General features: G+C 55.4%; 13 protein-coding genes. 4 read left to right on the forward strand and 9 right to left on the reverse strand.

Annotated elements, in window-relative coordinates; genetic code table 11:
- Positions 1 to 11: 11 nt before the first annotated feature.
- The 5 genes from hisC to mtnA all read right to left on the reverse strand — a co-directional run bounded on the left by hisC (position 12) and on the right by mtnA (position 7,638).
- A complete protein-coding gene (gene hisC, locus FJD38_RS01570; RefSeq protein WP_146383746.1) occupies positions 12 to 1,124 on the reverse strand; it encodes a histidinol-phosphate transaminase in 1,113 nt (370 codons plus the stop codon).
- 12 nt (positions 1,125 to 1,136) lie between these two features.
- Positions 1,137 to 2,231, reverse strand: a complete 1,095-nt coding sequence (pheA, locus tag FJD38_RS01575; protein ID WP_122783292.1) for a prephenate dehydratase — start codon at positions 2,229 to 2,231, stop codon at positions 1,137 to 1,139.
- Positions 2,231 to 3,316 (reverse strand): 3-phosphoserine/phosphohydroxythreonine transaminase, encoded by a 1,086-nt coding sequence (serC, locus tag FJD38_RS01580; protein WP_122783291.1) that lies wholly within the window; start codon positions 3,314 to 3,316, stop codon positions 2,231 to 2,233. Before serC ends, pheA begins: the two co-directional genes overlap by 1 nt.
- Before the next feature lie 195 nt (positions 3,317 to 3,511).
- The gene (gyrA, locus tag FJD38_RS01585) at positions 3,512 to 6,175 is read right to left on the reverse strand and encodes a DNA gyrase subunit A (RefSeq protein WP_146383747.1); all 2,664 of its coding nucleotides are present in this window, start codon (positions 6,173 to 6,175) and stop codon (positions 3,512 to 3,514) included.
- A gap of 386 nt (positions 6,176 to 6,561) precedes the next feature.
- Positions 6,562 to 7,638, reverse strand: coding sequence for an S-methyl-5-thioribose-1-phosphate isomerase (gene mtnA / locus FJD38_RS01590; RefSeq protein WP_146383748.1), 1,077 nt, complete (start codon positions 7,636 to 7,638; stop codon positions 6,562 to 6,564).
- Positions 7,639 to 7,746: 108 nt separating this feature from the next.
- On the opposite strand from mtnA, the gene FJD38_RS01595 reads away from it, so the two are divergent.
- The 4 genes from FJD38_RS01595 to FJD38_RS01610 all read left to right on the forward strand — a co-directional run bounded on the left by FJD38_RS01595 (position 7,747) and on the right by FJD38_RS01610 (position 11,291).
- Entirely contained in the window at positions 7,747 to 9,078 is a 1,332-nt protein-coding gene (locus FJD38_RS01595) for a TRZ/ATZ family hydrolase (protein ID WP_122783288.1), read from the forward strand.
- A 62-nt stretch (positions 9,079 to 9,140) separates the two neighbouring features.
- Entirely contained in the window at positions 9,141 to 9,839 is a 699-nt protein-coding gene (gene ubiG / locus FJD38_RS01600) for a bifunctional 2-polyprenyl-6-hydroxyphenol methylase/3-demethylubiquinol 3-O-methyltransferase UbiG (protein WP_122783287.1), read from the forward strand.
- A 3-nt stretch (positions 9,840 to 9,842) separates the two neighbouring features.
- Entirely contained in the window at positions 9,843 to 10,514 is a 672-nt protein-coding gene (gene mupP, locus FJD38_RS01605; protein ID WP_122783286.1) for an N-acetylmuramic acid 6-phosphate phosphatase MupP, read from the forward strand.
- A 36-nt stretch (positions 10,515 to 10,550) separates the two neighbouring features.
- A complete protein-coding gene (locus FJD38_RS01610; protein WP_146383749.1) occupies positions 10,551 to 11,291 on the forward strand; it encodes a YciK family oxidoreductase in 741 nt (246 codons plus the stop codon).
- An 81-nt stretch (positions 11,292 to 11,372) separates the two neighbouring features.
- Here the strand turns inward: FJD38_RS01610 and FJD38_RS01615 are convergent, their stop codons facing one another.
- From FJD38_RS01615 to FJD38_RS01630, 4 genes are all read right to left on the reverse strand, one after another.
- Positions 11,373 to 12,158 carry an iron-containing redox enzyme family protein gene (locus tag FJD38_RS01615; protein ID WP_122783284.1) on the reverse strand — a complete coding sequence of 262 codons (786 nt, stop codon included), beginning with the start codon at positions 12,156 to 12,158 and terminating at the stop codon, positions 11,373 to 11,375.
- A gap of 44 nt (positions 12,159 to 12,202) precedes the next feature.
- Positions 12,203 to 14,662 (reverse strand): EAL domain-containing protein, encoded by a 2,460-nt coding sequence (locus FJD38_RS01620; protein ID WP_122783283.1) that lies wholly within the window; start codon positions 14,660 to 14,662, stop codon positions 12,203 to 12,205.
- A 134-nt stretch (positions 14,663 to 14,796) separates the two neighbouring features.
- Complete coding sequence (locus FJD38_RS01625) at positions 14,797 to 16,587, reverse strand: ABC transporter ATP-binding protein (protein ID WP_167654242.1); 1,791 nt, start codon at positions 16,585 to 16,587, stop codon at positions 14,797 to 14,799.
- 19 nt (positions 16,588 to 16,606) lie between these two features.
- Entirely contained in the window at positions 16,607 to 17,239 is a 633-nt protein-coding gene (locus FJD38_RS01630) for a DsbA family protein (protein ID WP_122783281.1), read from the reverse strand.
- Positions 17,240 to 17,241: the final 2 nt, after the last annotated feature.

The raw sequence follows: 17,241 nt of genomic DNA on the forward strand, positions 1-17,241 counted from the left end.
ACGACATGACATCAACCACGAACAAGGACCTTGGCCAGCGCTTCAAGAAGGCGAGCATTCTCGGCCGGCAAACCTATGGTGATACGCAAGTGGTTCGGCATGCCGTAATTGGCCACCGGGCGCACAATGACGCCTTCACGCAACAGGCCTTGATATACAGGAGCGGCCAACTGACCGAGATCCAGCGCAATAAAATTGCCCCGGGACGGAATCCAGCCCAGGCCCAACTCGCGAAAGCCTTCCTGTAGTTGGTGCATACCCGCGTCGTTAAGACGACGGCTTTCTGCAAGATAGTCGGCATCCTGCAGCGCGGCACAGGCCGCAGCCAGTGCAAAGCTATTCACATTGAAGGGCTGACGGACGCGATTCAATATATCCGCCACCACGGCGCTCGACAGCGCGTAACCCACACGCAAGGCTGCCAGGCCGTAAGCCTTGGAGAACGTACGTGAAACCAGCAGGTTGGGGTAAGCCGAGAGAAACTCCAGACCATCTGGCAGCTCGCCACCCTCGGCGTACTCGATATAGGCCTCATCCAGCACCACCAGCACGCGCTCAGGCACATCCTGCAAAAACTCATTCAGCGCATTTGCATCGAACCAGGTTCCCGTTGGGTTGTTCGGGTTCGCAATAAAAACAACACGGGTATTGTTGTCTATCGCCTTGAGCATGGCCTGAAGGTCGTGCCCCCAGTCCGTGGCTGGCACCACGTGCGCATCAGCCCCCACGGCCTGAGTGACGATTGGATACACAGCGAACGCATGCTCACTGAAGACCGCATTCAAGCCCGGCGCCAGATACGCGCGCGCGACCAGCTCCAGAATATCGTTCGAGCCATTACCCAGCGTGACTTGGTCCAGTTGCACGCCACACTGGCTAGACAACAGACTCTTGAGAGCAAAGCCGTTACCGTCTGGATAACGCGTCAGCTCGGCCAGCTCGCCTTGAATGGCTGCCAGCGCCTTGGGGCTCGCGCCCAAAGGGTTTTCATTACTCGCCAGTTTGACAATGGTCGCCGGGTCTATATCCAGCTCACGCGCCAGCTCATCCACAGGCTTGCCCGGGACGTATGGAGAAAGTTGTTGTACGCCCGGCTGCGCCAGGGCGAGAAAATCACCGCTCATGTTATGACTGCCTCACAGAACCGCTTTCGGGTAGGAACCCAACACTTTAAGCGCCACGGCTTCTTGACTGATTTGTTCCAGAACACTTTTGACCAGTGGGTCGCGGTGATGGCCAGCAAAATCGATGAAGAATACATAGGTCCATTTACCGCTACGCGAAGGCCGCGTCTCGATACGAGTCAAGTCGATGCCGTTCTCGTGAAATGGCACCAGCAATTCATGCAAAGCGCCCGGACGGTTACTCATCGATACAATGATCGAGGTTTTATCATCGCCGGTCGGCGGCACTTCCTGGTTGCCAATCATCAAGAAACGCGTGGAGTTATCCGGGCGATCCTCGATTTTCTCGGCCAGACGGGTCAAGCCGTACAAGCCCGCCGCCATATCGCCAGCAATGGCCGCCGAATTCCACTCACCCTTGACCCGCTTGGCCGCTTCGGCATTGCTTGATACAGCAATACGCTCGACATTCGGGTAATGCGCGTCCAGCCATTTGCGGCACTGAGCCAATGACTGCGCATGGGAGTAAATACGACTGATGCTGTCGGTCTTGGTGTTTTCACCTACGAGCAAATGGTGGTGGATACGCAGCTCGACTTCGCCGCAAATCACCATATCGTGCTCAAGGAAGCTGTCCAGCGTGTGGTTCACAGCCCCCTCGGTGGAGTTCTCAACCGGCACCACGCCAAAATTGACAGCGCCAGCTGCGACTTCACGGAACACCTCATCAATGGCCGCCATTGGCTTGCTGATCACAGCATGACCAAAGTGCTTCATCGCTGCCGCTTGAGTAAAGGTGCCTTCAGGGCCCAGATAAGCCACTTTCAGCGGCTGCTCCAGCGCCAGGCAGGACGACATGATTTCGCGGAACAAACGCGCCATCTCTTCGTTGCCCAACGGCCCCTTGTTGCGTTCCATGACTCGCTTGAGCACCTGAGCTTCACGCTCCGGGCGATAAAAGACCGGCACTTCACCCTCAGCCAGCGAAGCCATTTTGACGCGCGCCACTTCTTGTGCGCAGCGAGCGCGCTCACTGATCAGCTCCAGAACTTTTTCGTCCAGGCTGTCGATGCGTACGCGCAGCGCTTTGAGTTCTTGCTCGGACATTAGCCGTGTTCCTTTTCGAACTCTGCCATGTAAGCCACCAGCGCGTTAACCGCATTGATGTCTACAGCGTTATAAATCGAAGCGCGCATTCCGCCCACTGAGCGATGCCCCTTGAGGTTCAACAACCCACGCGCCTCGGCCCCCACCAGAAACGGCTTGTCGAGACGGTCATCCGCCAGGCGGAACGGCACGTTCATCCACGAACGATCAGGGGTGTTGATCGGGTTGCTGTACAAGCCACTGGCATCAATAAAGTCATACAACGTACGTTTTTTGACTTCATTGAGCTTGCCGATTGCTTCAACTCCACCCTGCTCTTTCAGCCACTCAAACACCAGGCCGGACAAATACCAGGCCAGTGTCGGCGGCGTGTTGTACATCGAGCCATTGTCGGCTGCGACCTTGTAGTCCAGCATCGTCGGGCAAATCGACCGGGCGCGACCCAGCAAGTCTTCACGAATGATGTTGACCAAAATACCGCTCGGGCCGATGTTTTTCTGGGCACCGGCGTAGATCATCCCAAAACGCGACACATCAATCGGACGCGACAGAATGTCCGAAGACATGTCTGCAACCAGTGGCACATCGCCCGTTTCTGGAACCCAGTCAAACTCCAGGCCGCCGATGGTTTCGTTGGGCGCATAGTGGACATAGGCAGCATTCTTGGAAAGATTCCACTCGTTCTGACCCGGAATCGCAAAGTAATCGTAAGGTTTGGCACTGGCCGCCACATTGATGTGGCCAAAGCGCGAACCTTCTTCAATCGCTTTTTGCGACCAGATACCGGTATCGATGTAGTCGGCAGTACCGCTTTCGGGCAGTAGATTCAACGGAATCTGGGCAAACTGCTGGCTCGCGCCGCCCTGCAGGAACAGCACTTTGTAATTCGAGGGAATAGACAGCAGGTCACGCAAATCCTGCTCAGCCTTGGTCGCAATGGACACGAACTCATCGCTTCGATGGCTCATCTCCATGACCGACAGGCCCTTGCCATGCCAGTCAAGCAATTCTGACTGGGCCCGCAACAGGACAGCTTCAGGGAGCGCAGCAGGACCTGCGCAGAAGTTATAGGCTCGTTTGCTCACATCCACTCTCGCTCTGATTTGGTGGGTCACGCAATTAATTGGTTGGCGGCACATCATTGAGCGCACGATCGAGCCTGCTTGTGATAGCGGTGTAACAGTCAGCATGGATGTTGAGTGTTAGTCAGTCATCGCCAGCACGCTCGCTGCGCACATACAACAAGGGGGCGAATCTTCATCCGCCCCCTGTGTGTCCGCTTATTCCTGCGGCTGCTCTTCGTCAGCGCCTGTCTCTAGCGGCTGCTCATCATCAAGACCGTCGCGAACGGTCTCGCCTTCGAGCTCAGTACCACCTTCGCCTTCGCCTTCAAGCTCTTCACCCTCGACTTCCGACGGCTCCTGAACTCGCTCAAGCCCTACCAACGTTTCATCGCTGGCCAGTTTGATCAAGGTGACGCCCTGGGTGTTACGACCCAGGCTCGACACTTCATCAACACGGGTACGAACGAGTGTGCCCTGATCGGAAATCAGCATGATTTCTTCGCCGTCCTGCACCTGAACCGCACCGACCAAACGGCCGTTACGCTCATTGCTGACCATGGCGATGACACCCTGACCGCCACGCTTGTATTCAGGGAACTCACTGATCGGCGTACGTTTGCCATAACCACGTGCCGAAGCAGTGAGAATCTGGCTACCTTCTTCCGGGATCAGCATCGAAATAAGCTTCTGACCTTCTGGCAGGCGCATGCCGCGCACACCACGAGCCGTACGACCCATTGCACGCACGTCAGACTCTTTGAAGCGCGTAACCTTGCCGCCGTCGGAGAACAGCATGACTTCGCGCTCGCCATCCGTGATAGCGGCGCTGATCAGCACATCACCTTCGTCCAGTTCCAGCGCGATCAAGCCGACGCTACGCTGACGGCTGAAGGATTCCAGCGGGGTCTTCTTCACGGTGCCATTAGCGGTTGCCATGAAGATGAAGTGACCTTCGGTATATTCCTCGACCGGCAACATGGTGGTGATGTACTCACCCTCATCCAGCGGCAGAAGGTTGACCAGCGGCCGACCACGAGCTGCACGGGAAGCTTCAGGGATTTCATACGTCTTGAGCCAGTACACCTTGCCTTTGCTGGAGAACAGCAACAGCGTGGTGTGACTGTTGGCAACCAGCAGGTGAGCAATGTAGTCCTCATCCTTGACGCCAGTCGCTGATTTACCCTTACCGCCGCGACGCTGTGCCTGATACGCAGCCAGTGGCTGAGTCTTGGCATAGCCGCCATGGGAAATCGTCACAACGCGCTCTTCTTCCGGAATCATGTCGCCCAGCGTCAGGTCGAGACGATGATCAAGGATTTCAGTACGGCGCACGTCGCCATATTCAGCGCGGATGACTTCCAGCTCTTCGCGAATCACTTCCATCAGACGCACAGCGCTGTTGAGGATGCGGATCAACTCACCAATCTGGTTGAGAATTTCCTGATACTCGGCCAGCAGCTTTTCGTGTTCCAGACCGGTCAAGCGGTGAAGGCGCAACTCAAGAATCGCTTGAGCCTGTTCTGGCGACAGGAAGTACTTGCCGTCGCGCAGGCCGTATTGCGGATCAAGGTTCTCTGGGCGGCAAGAATCGGCGCCAGCACGTTCAACCATGGCCACAACTGCCGTTGATTCCCAAGGCGTGCTGATCAGCGCTTCCTTGGCTTCAGACGGGGTTGGCGAGGCTTTGATCAACGCAATAACCGGATCGATGTTGGACAGGGCAACGGCCTGGCCTTCAAGGATATGACCGCGCTCACGGGCTTTGCGCAGCTCGAATACCGTACGACGCGTAACCACTTCGCGACGGTGACGAACGAATGCTTCAAGCAGATCCTTGAGATTGAGGATGCGCGGACGACCGTCGATCAGGGCAACGATGTTAATACCGAACACCGCTTGCAGCTGAGTCTGAGCGTACAGGTTGTTGAGAATAACCTCCGGCACTTCGCCGCGACGCAATTCAATGACAACACGCATACCGTCTTTATCGGACTCGTCACGCAGCTCGGTAATACCTTCGAGCTTCTTCTCTTTAACCAGCTCGGCGATCTTCTCGATCAAGCGCGCCTTGTTCAACTGGTAAGGGAGTTCGGTGATGACGATCTGCTGACGACCACCGACCTTGTCGATGTCTTCGATCATCGAACGGGCGCGCATGTAAATACGGCCACGACCGGTGCGATAGGCTTCGATGATGCCGGCGCGACCGTTGATGATCGCAGCCGTCGGGAAGTCCGGGCCCGGAATGAACTGCATCAGTTCATCGATGCTCAGTTCCGGGTTGTCGATCAGCGCCAGGCAACCATCGATGACTTCACCGAGGTTGTGCGGCGGGATATTGGTGGCCATGCCCACAGCGATACCGCTGGAACCGTTGACCAACAAGTTGGGAATGCGCGTTGGCATGACAGCCGGGATCATTTCCGTGCCGTCGTAGTTCGGCACCCAGTCCACGGTTTCTTTATGCAAGTCGGCCAGCAGTTCGTGGGCCAACTTGGTCATACGTACTTCGGTGTATCGCATCGCAGCAGCGTTGTCGCCGTCGACCGAACCGAAGTTGCCTTGACCGTCTACCAGCAGGTAGCGCAGGGAGAATGGCTGAGCCATTCGAACGATGGTGTCGTAAACCGCGGTATCACCATGTGGGTGATACTTACCGATTACGTCACCGACCACACGGGCAGATTTCTTGTACGGCTTGTTCCAGTCGTTATTCAGTTCGCTCATCGCGAACAGCACTCGCCGGTGCACGGGCTTCAAGCCATCACGTGCATCAGGCAGTGCGCGCCCGACAATTACGCTCATCGCGTAGTCGAGGTAGGACTGTTTCAGCTCGTCTTCGATATTGACCGGGAGGATTTCTTTGGCCAGTTCGCCCATGAGAAGCCTGATTCCTTTTTCGGGTGAAACTTCGCCACATCCATTCGGGATCAACGAAGCTCGCCACTGCTGACCATGTGCCATACAGCGACTTACGACAAATCAATACGTTATGTCACGGATTTGCGCATTAAGGGCACCCTTGACGGGCAACCCTGGAAACCGCCGAATGTTATCACAAACGCCGCCACGCACCTATCCCTGTGATGCGCATGGAGCGTAGTAATTCAGCCGTTTATAGGCCTGAGAGGCCTCAGGAGGACTCTGAAGGCGATTTGAAGCCCGTAGTCGATGCCAAAGACTGCGAAAAGTGGCAGCAGGATCTTCACGCAATGGGTTGCCATGCAACCCTTCGCAATTTTCGGCAACGACGACAGGGGCAGGCATTAATGCAACCGCTTGCGACACATCAATTGGGCGAGCTTGGCCGCATCCGGGCGCTCAATGATGCCTTTCTCGGTCACGATCACGTCAATAAGATCAGCCGGGGTGACATCGAACACCGGGTTGAAAGCCTGAACATCAGCACCTACTCGCTTGCCCCCCACATTCAGCAGCTCAGCGCCTTCACGCTCTTCAATCGGAATGTCTTCGCCAGTGGCCAGCTCCATGTCGATCGTCGAACTGGGGGCCACCACCATAAAGCGCACACCGTGATGCATGGCGTTAACGGCCAATTGATACGTACCAATTTTATTGGCCACATCGCCATTGGCCGTGATTCGGTCTGCGCCCACAATCACCCAGGTCACACCTTTGGTTTTCATGATGTGCGCCGCTGCAGAATCGACGTTGAGGATCACCGGAATGCCCTCATTGGCCAATTCCCAGGCGGTCAGACGTGAGCCTTGCAACCAGGGCCGGGTTTCGTCGGCGTAGACCTGCTCAATCATGCCTTCGAGCCAGGCACCCCGAATCACCCCCAACGCCGTGCCAAAACCACCGGTAGCCAATGCGCCCGTATTGCAATGGGTCAATACCGTTTGCGCATTGCCTTGGTGCCGGCGAATCACATCGACGCCCAGCTGCGCCATTGTCAGATTGGCCTCACGGTCACTCTCATGAATAGCCAGCGCCTCTAGTTCAAGCACGCGCAGAGCATCGGCACTGTGCTGGATGCGATTCAGTCGATCGCGCATGCGATTCAGCGCCCAAAACAGGTTCACTGCGGTGGGTCGCGAGTCTGCCAGCACCGTGAAGTCCGCTTCCAGCGCCGCAACCCAGTCACCACCCGCGGCCTTGCGTATACGAGCCGCCAATACAATCCCGTAGGCGGCAGCAATACCGATGGCCGGCGCGCCACGCACAACCATGTCGCGAATGGCCTTGGCCACACCTTCGGCATTGGTGAATGACAACCAGTTTTCTTCAAAGGGCAAAATGCGCTGATCCAGCAGGTACAGGGCCTCGCCCCGCCAATCGATGGCCTTAACTTTTTCTGCCGCCAACAGTCGATCGCGCATGCTTTCCCCTATTTACCCAGATACAAAACCGTCGATTATAACGGTCCCGCCTTTCAGACGCTCGGGTATACTTCGCCTCCTTTTTATTTAGCTCCGGAAGCCGCATTTATGCCTATCCAGCCTCTCTCCTTCGATTTGCTGTTGCTGCCCACCTGGTTAGTACCTGTTGAACCCGCCGGAGTTGTGCTTAAGGATCACGGCGTAGGCATTGAAGGCGGACGCATCGTATTTATTGGCCCGCGTGAAGAAGCGCTGAAACACACGGCTATCGAAACCCGCGAACTGCCCGACATGCTGCTCAGCCCTGGCCTGATTAACGCCCACGGTCATGCAGCAATGACGCTATTTCGAGGCATGGCCGATGACCTCCCCCTGATGACGTGGCTGCAAGACCACATCTGGCCCGCCGAGGGCAAATGGGTCGATGAAGACTTCGTACGCGACGGCACCGACCTGGCCATTGCCGAGCAACTCAAGGGCGGCATCAGCTGTTTCAGCGACATGTACTTCTACCCCAAAACCGCCACCGAGCGCGTCCATAACAGCGGCATACGCGCGCAAATCGCCATCCCCATTCTCGACTTCGCGGTGCCCGGAGCCAGCTCGGCAGATGAAGCCCTGCGTCAGGCAATCGAACTCTTTGGTGACTTGAAGTACCACCCGCGTATCAAAATCGCTTTTGGCCCGCACGCGCCCTATACCGTGAGTGACGAAAACCTGGAAAAAGTCCGGGTGATTGCCGATGAACTCGATGCGACGATTCAAATGCACGTGCACGAAACTGCGTTCGAGGTTCAGCAATCCATTGAGGTTTACGGCGAGCGTCCGATGGCCCGCCTCGCCCGGCTGGGTTTGCTTGGACCGCGCTTCCAGGCTGTACACATGACGCAAATCAGCGATGAAGACCTGAGCCTGCTGGTAGAAAACAATGCCAGCGTGATCCATTGCCCTGAGTCCAACCTGAAGTTGGCCAGCGGTTTTTGCCCGGTCGAACGCCTGTGGCTGGCGGGGATCAATGTTGCCGTGGGCACTGACGGTGCAGCGAGCAATAACGATCTCGACCTGCTGGGCGAAACTCGCACCGCAGCGCTGCTTGCCAAAGCTGTCGCCAACTCTGCCACGGCACTGGATGCGCATCGGGCATTGCGCATGGCCACCCTCAATGGAGCTCGCGCACTGGGCCTTGAAAGTGAAGTCGGGTCAATCGAGCTAGGCAAGGCGGCAGACCTGGTCGCATTCGACTTAAGTGGCCTTGCCCAGCAGCCGGTGTACGACCCTGTGTCACAATTGATCTATGCCACCGGCCGTGATTGCGTAAAACATCTGTGGGTCGCAGGCAAACACCTGTTAAATAATGGCAAACTGACCCGAATGGACGAGCAACAGCTCTGCGCAACCGCCAAAGCCTGGGGTGAGCGTATTAGCAGCCATACTCACTGATTGAGTGTCAGGGCTACGCCCCCTGAGCACTGCCTGTTTTTTTAGTTTTTGAGGATTTACCCATGAGCAACGTCGACCACGCCGAGATCGCCAAATTTGAGGCGCTTGCCTATCGCTGGTGGGATCGCGAAAGCGAGTTCAAGCCACTGCACGACATCAACCCGCTGCGCGTTAACTGGATTGACGAGCGCGTACAACTGGCCGGCAAAAAAGTGCTGGACGTGGGCTGTGGCGGCGGAATCCTGAGCGAGTCGATGGCTCAACGCGGCGCAACCGTCATGGGCATCGACATGGGCGAGGCCCCGCTGGCGGTGGCACGACTGCATCAACTCGAATCTGGCGTAAATGTTGACTACCGCCAGATCACGGCCGAAGCGCTGGCAGAAGAAATGCCAGAACAGTTTGACGTTGTGACTTGCCTAGAGATGCTCGAACACGTTCCTGATCCAGCATCAGTGATTCGTGCCTGCTACCGCATGGTCAAACCGGGCGGCCAAGTATTTTTCTCGACCATCAATCGCAACCCCAAGTCTTACCTGTTCGCGATTATCGGCGCCGAATACATCATGAAGTTGATTCCGCGCGGGACTCACGACTTCAAAAAATTCATTCGCCCTTCCGAACTGGGCGCATGGAGCCGCCAGGCTGGCCTCAGTGTCAAAGACATCATTGGCCTGACTTACAACCCGCTGACCAAGCATTACAAGCTGGCCGCCGACGTTGATGTCAACTACATGATTCAAACCCTGCGAGAGGAGTAATACATGCGTTTAAGAGCAGTTCTTTTTGACATGGACGGCACCCTGCTCGACACCGCGCCAGACTTTATCGCTATCTGTCAGGCCATGCGCGCCGAGCGTGGCCTGCCTCCCATTGCCGACAAGCTGATCCGCGACGAGATTTCTGGCGGCGCTCGCGCCATGGTTGCAGCCACTTTCAGCATGGACCCGCAGGCGCCAGGTTTTGAAGAACTGCGCCTGGAGTTTCTGGAACGTTATCAGCACGACTGCGCTGTGCACACCAAGTTGTTTGATGGCATGGAAGAGTTGTTGGCCGATATCGAAAAAGCGCACCTGGTATGGGGCGTGGTCACGAACAAACCGTTGCGCTTTGCGCAGCCGATCATGGAGCGCCTGGGGCTGGCACAGCGCTCTGCCCTGCTTATCTGCCCGGATCATGTCACGCACAGCAAGCCTGATCCCGAGCCCATGATTCTGGCCTGCAAAATGCTCGGTCTTGATCCGGCCAGCGTGTTGTTTGTGGGCGATGACTTGCGCGACATTGAGTCAGGTCGCGATGCAGGCACAAAAACGGCAGCCGTACGTTTTGGCTATATTCACCCGGACGATAACCCTAGCCATTGGGGCGCCGATGTAGTCGTCGATCATCCGAGCGAGTTGCGCAAAGTGCTGGATAACGCCGTATGCAGCTGCTGACCAGCGCGCCACTCCTGTTTTCTGCTGAGGGTCTTTATGTTTGATTATTGCGCACGCCCCAACTTGCTTCAGGGTCGGGTCATTCTGGTTACCGGCGCAGGCCGCGGCATTGGTGCTGCTGCGGCTAAAACCTACGCCGCACACGGCGCAACCGTGTTGCTGCTGGGTAAAACCGAGGCCAATCTGACTGAGGTTTACGATGAAATTGAAGCTGCCGGCCACCCGCAACCGGCGGTTATCCCGTTCAATCTAGAAACGGCTCAGCCTCACCAATATGACGAACTGGCGGCTATGATCGAGCGTGAGTTCGGCCACCTGGACGGGCTGCTGCACAATGCGTCCATCATTGGCCCGCGCACACCACTGGAGCAACTGTCTGGCGAGAATTTCATGCGCGTGATGCATGTGAACGTCAACGCCACGTTTATGCTCACCAGCACCCTGCTGCCCCTGCTAAAACTGTCACAGGATGCATCCGTGATATTTACCTCCAGCAGCGTGGGCCGCAAAGGCCGTGCGTACTGGGGCGCTTATGGCGTTTCCAAGTTTGCCACCGAAGGGCTGATGCAAACATTGGCGGACGAAGTCGACTCCATCACCCCGGTACGCTCCAACAGCATCAACCCTGGCGCCACCCGGACCAGCATGCGGGCCTTGGCTTACCCAGGGGAAAACCCGCAAAACAATCCGGAGCCGCACCAAATCATGCCGGTTTATCTGTACCTGATGGGCCCGGACAGTACCGGGATCAACGGTCAAGCATTCGACGCCCAATAACTGCAACACAAACAAAAAACCGCAGGTCGCGAATCACGCAACCTGCGGTTTTTTTTGATGTAAAAAAGCCTTTAAAACGTCTCAGGCTTCCGCCAAGAGATGCGACTCACGGACAACCGACTTTTTTTCGAACTCAAGGCAGCTCTGCAAAAAGAGGTACTTGTAGTCATAGCTCTTGCAGATGGCTTTACGCAGCTCGGTTTGCAGCGCTTCACTGGGATTCATCCCAGCCAGCGTACAAATAATTTCAAGCGCCTCCCATGGGTGCTCGTCATCGTATTGAGCATGCATCTTCAGCCACTTCATGGTGCGTTTACGACCCTCTTCAGGGAATGATTCTTCGTAAACGTTTTTAGAGCACACCACCGCAGCCCATTCACCCACCGCGCCTTCGATTGCGTAGTTGGTCGCCGCCATGGCAACAGCCAACGAATCTGTTGCACAGCTATGCCAGCACCAATCGTTCAAGGCCTGGAATTCGGCCGGGATATCTTGCGCATTCATGTCTTCAAGACTTACACCATGCGCCTTTGCCCAATGCACCCAATAATCCGCATGGTTAAGCTCCACACGAATGTTGCGAATCAACCAGCGTCGAGCCATGTCCTCGCCGCGATGACGTCCATATCGGGTTTTGCCCAGGTTATGACCCATATACAACGAAAACTGCTCAACGACTGGCCAACCCCCAATGAGATACATACGCATGGTCTTCGGGCTAAGCGTGTTGTCGCGCATTCGCTGGAATATCTCGTGCTCAACAACCCTGCGCTTGCTTTCATAGCAATCGCGGATCAGCTTTTGAGCCCATTGCGGATAGCTGGTCGCTTCCATGAGAGGCCCAGTTCTTTCGTATGCATCGATCACTATCGGGTTCCTTCTGAGAGGTGATTTGCAAAACAGGGCAGCACTTAACGTAATGTGCCCGGTGACTTCAAAGCAAAAGCCTTAGGGCGCCTAGGCCGACAGCGCAAACTGTCGCGCGTAAATTCGCGCGGACGCTCAACGTTGTAGCCTTGAGCATAATCGACACCGATCTCGGCCAAAGCATGCTCAATTTGCGGGTTTTCGACAAATTCGGCAATAGTCCGTTTACCCATAACATGCCCGATGTGATTAATCACCTCAACCATCGCCCGATTAATGGGGTCGTCAAGCATGTCCCTGACGAAACTCCCATCTATTTTCAAAAAGTCGACCGGCAAATGCTTTAAATAGGCGAAAGAAGACATACCTGCGCAAAAGTCATCGAGAGAGAAATGACAGCCCAACCCTTTTAGCTCATTGATAAAACGAATAGCGCTGCCTAAATTGGCAATTGCACTGGTTTCGGTGATTTCAAAACATATGCGCTCGGGGGCAACCCCATAACACTCGAACTGCTCATGCAAGAACGCCAGAAAGTCTTCATCACCAATGGTTGTGCCCGACAAGTTGATCGCACACATGACCATAGGCTGGCCCGGGTTGAGTGCCGTAAAGCTGGAAATAGTCTTGAATACATTTTCGACTACCCATCGGTCAATTGATGTCATTAACCCATAACGCTCAGCCGCGGGAATAAAACTGTCAGGCATGATCATGCCGCCTTTTTCATCGCGCAATCGCAGGAGGATTTCGATATGCCCTGAGTCCTCATGCTCATGATTGAGCAGAGCGATTTCCTGCGAATAAAGGCAAAACTGGTTTTCTTCCAACGCCACATGCAAGCGTTGAACCCAAGCCATCTCACCAAAACGCAAAGACAGCTCCGAATCATCGGCATGATAAACCTGAACCCGGTTTCGACCTTTCTCTTTAGCCATGTAACACGCCATATCGGCGGCCCGCATCGAAGTCTCCAGCGTCACCGGGGCCTGATGGATATGAACCAGACCAATGCTGATCGTGTTCAAAAACGGGCGGCCCTTCCAGGCGAAGTGCAAACTTTGCACCGTCTGGCGCAAGCCTTCGGCAATCTTTTCTGCAGCATCAGCAGGGCAATTCTCTAGCAGGATGCCGAACTCATCTCCGCCAAGGCGTGCCAGCGTATCGCCTTCGCGCAAACCGGACTGCAATACCGCACAAATATGGCGTAACAGTTCATCACCTGCCGCATGACCGCACGTATCATTAACCAGCTTGAACTGGTCCAGATCAAGAAACATCAACGCGTGTCGGCCTTGCTGACGCGACAGATTTTGCAGGATCAGATCAAGGCGATATTCAAACTCACGGCGGTTGGCCAATCCGGTTAGGGCATCGTGGGTTGCCTGCCACGACAGATTGTCAATGAATTGGCGCTCTCGCGTCATGTCATGCAACACCAGCACTGCCCCACTGACAGTGCCCGCATGAAGGATCGGCGCACCCACCAGCGTTACGGAAACAGTACTGCCGTCCATGCGCTGAATCAGCTTGGAATGCTCACTGCTATTGCCCAACTGTCCGCTGAGAATGTGGTCTATCAGCTTGAACCCATCATCCAGCGCATGCTCGTCGAGCAATTTGAACAATGCCGCCAGAGGAACACCCCGTGCCTGCTCGGACTTCCAGTGTGTAAGTTGTTCAGCCGCCGGGTTCATGTAAACAATAGAGCCGTTCACATCGGTACTGATTACACCATCACCTATGGACTCAAGAGTGACCTGTACACGCTCTTTTTCCACTTGCAGCGCTTCGGCAAACTCGCGGCTTTGGGCAAGAATTTTGTGAGTGCGCAACAAGGCCAGAATGATCAAACCCAGCGCTGTAGCCAGATTGATAAACACCAGTAACTGCAAAATAAAGCGCGAACCCTCACCCAAAGCATCGCTAAATGCTTTCGCCGCCGGCGTGACACTTTCATTGATGGCGTAAATCTCGGACTTCCAACGCTTGACGTCATCCTCACTGACTTGATGACTGTTAATGAGCCCGCGCATCTTTTGGGCCAAGTCGTTGAGTCGAATCAGGTGATCATCACCCACGGCCCACTTCTCGATGGCCGTATTCAGGTAACTGAAGTTACGAAAATAACGATAAAACCAAATGATGCTCGACACATCGTCCGGATTATTACCTCCCTGCAAAATACCTTCACGGGCTGCTTGCAGATCAGGCGGAGATTGATCAAGGGCAACGCGCAAGCGGTGCCCGCCTTCCGGAACTCTAATGGCTTGCTGATACTTCTCGAAAATAACCGGATCACGACTATCAGCATATAAATTGAGGTAGTAGATGGCGTCTTTCTGGCCTTTGCTCCACAGACTTTCACCTGCAACATAGCCTCTCACCGCAGAGAGCATGTAGAGACTCATACAACCTAACAGCGCCTGAAACAGCACGACCGCAATAAAAGGCCAGACGATTCCCAATAAACGTGGCGTACCGAGAGCACGTTTCTGCTTCATGAGTTCCCTTTGCTTCAAACTACCCAATGAAAACCAGAGAAAAAGCCTCAACACCGCTGAGCCTAGGCTAATTTCTGACATTTATGACAAGGAGTCGTGCCGCACAGATCAAAATAAGCCTGTGTGCCTCGCCATCAAGTTTGCTGCAAATGGCCGTACAGCTTGGCGTAGAGACCGCCCTCGGAAATCAGTTGTTGATGATCGCCGTCTTCGGCAATGCGCCCGCCATCAAATACTAGAACACGGTCTGCCTGTTTTACCGCAGATAAACGGTGAGCGATGATCAAAGTCGTGCGAGCGCTCAAGAATTTTCCTAAAGCGTGATGCAGGTTGTATTCCGTCTCGGCATCCAGAGCACTGGTGGCCTCATCGAGAATCACGACTTTGGGGTCGGCCAGCACCATTCTGGCTATCGCAAGGCGTTGACGCTGACCACCAGAGAGGCGCACACCCGAGCGACCAACGATACTGTCGAGCCCATGGGGCAAGTTCAGTATGGTGCCATTCAGCTGGGCGATCTCCAGTGCCCGCCAGCAAGCCGCATCGGTTCTCTCACGGCCCATGGTCAGGTTGGCTCGCACCGTATCATTGAATAGCGCAGGATGTTGCAGGACGACCGCGACATGCTCGCGGATGGTTTCAAGGCCAATGGCCGACTGGCTTTCGCCAGCGAAAAGAATATTGCCAGACTGCGGTGTATACAGCCCGAGAAGCAATTGCACCAAGGTGCTTTTGCCCCCACCGCTGGTGCCCACTATGGCGACCTTCTCACCCGGTGCGATGGTCAGGTTCAGGTGGTCCAGCACGAGTTCTTCGCCATAGCTGAAACTCAGGTCACGCACTTCAATGGACACTGTCTCGCGACCGGCAAACGGATTTTTGCCGCCGGGGTATTGAGGCTCATCCGCACGCGCCAATAACTGATTGATACGCGTAATGGCTCCCCCTGCGGCGTAGAACGCATATTGCAAATTAAGCAATTGCTCAACAGGACCAATCATGAACCACAGGTAACTGAACACGGCCAGCATCTGACCAATCGACAGGTCAGAAAACAGGACCGTGAGCATTGCAGCCGCACGGAAAATATCGATGCCAAACTGAAATAACAAACCACTGGCGCGGTTTGAAGCGTCGCTTTTCCATTGCGAGGCGACTGCAAAATCGCGCACTTCTTTGGCCTTGTGGCCCAAGCGCCCCAAAAAGAAGCCCTGACGATTGCCCGCCCGTACTTCTTGAATGGCGTCGAGGGTTTCAGTCAATGCCTGGGTGAAGCGTGCAGTGCTGTCGTTCTCGAGCCTTTTAAGGTGCTTAACCCGCTTACCGAGCTGCACCGTTGCATAGATGACCAGCGGATTGAACAGCAGAATGACCAGCGCCAGTTGCCAGTGCATCCACACTAAAATCGCCGAAGTCCCTACAAGGGTGAGCATTGCCACCAAAAAACGGCTCAACGTCTCCCCGACAAATTTGTCGAGGGTGTCGAGGTCGGTGACCAAATGCGTGGTGACCGTTCCGCTGCCCAAACTCTCATACTCAGCCAGCGAAATACGTTTCAAGCGCTCGATCAGACGTAGACGGATGCGCAATACAATATCTTTGGCCAGCCTTGAAAACAGCCGGGCTTGCAGCACGTTAAACAACAATGCGCCGCTGCGCAGCAACAGCGTCACGACCAGCATCAGGCCGATGTAACCGACCGAGGTTTGCCACGCAGAGGGCAGCGCGTGATTCATGACCTTGAGCGCTGCATCGCCATGACCCAACAACACTTCGTCAACCAACAAAGGCAGGAGCAATGGGATCGGCACGCTGCATAGCGTAGCCAGCACCGCAACGCCATTGGCAATCCATAACGCTTTTTTATTGCGCAGGGCCAAACGTCTGATTTCGACCCATGTCAGCCGATCGGGTGCCGAGTTAATCAGAGGTAAATCCTTTGTATCAGACACTCGCAGCGCGCTCTAACCAGCGGCCGAGCAGATCAGCAAGGGGTTCCAGCGGCTGATAGCCGTTGGTCAATAAAGCAAGTTGGCCATTATGCTCTGCCAACAATGTGGGGAAACCGGCTATCCCCAAATCCTGCACCCAGGCAATGTCAGCCGCGGTGGCAGCCTGTTGCTCAGCGCTATCAAAGGCTGCGGCAAAATCAATACGCGACACGCCCGCGGTTTCAGCCAACTCAACCAGCACGCTGGCCTGGGTGACGTCACGTCCTTGCACATAGAAGGCATGCTGGATGAGCTTGACCAATTTCCAGGCACACTCCGGCGCCAGGCTACGGGCTGCTACCAGCGCTCGGCAAGCGGGCTCCGTGTCGTAAACAAAGCCTTCGGGCAATGCCCCCTCAACGGTGAACGGCTGCCCGGTGGCCTCATTGACGGCCTGCCAGTGCTCAAGAATGTAGCGGCGCTTGGCCGGCTCCAGAGACGCGCTGCCGGTGCGCAAACCACCTACGACCACGTGCAGCGCCACACCTTTGGCACGCGCCTGCTCAACCAATGCTTCGGCGATGGGCGCAAAGCCCCAGCACCACGAACACATTGGGTCCATTACATAGAGCAAGCGCGCGGACATAC

It is taken from the genome of Pseudomonas saxonica (assembly GCF_007858365.1).
Lineage (GTDB): Bacteria > Pseudomonadota > Gammaproteobacteria > Pseudomonadales > Pseudomonadaceae > Aquipseudomonas > Aquipseudomonas saxonica.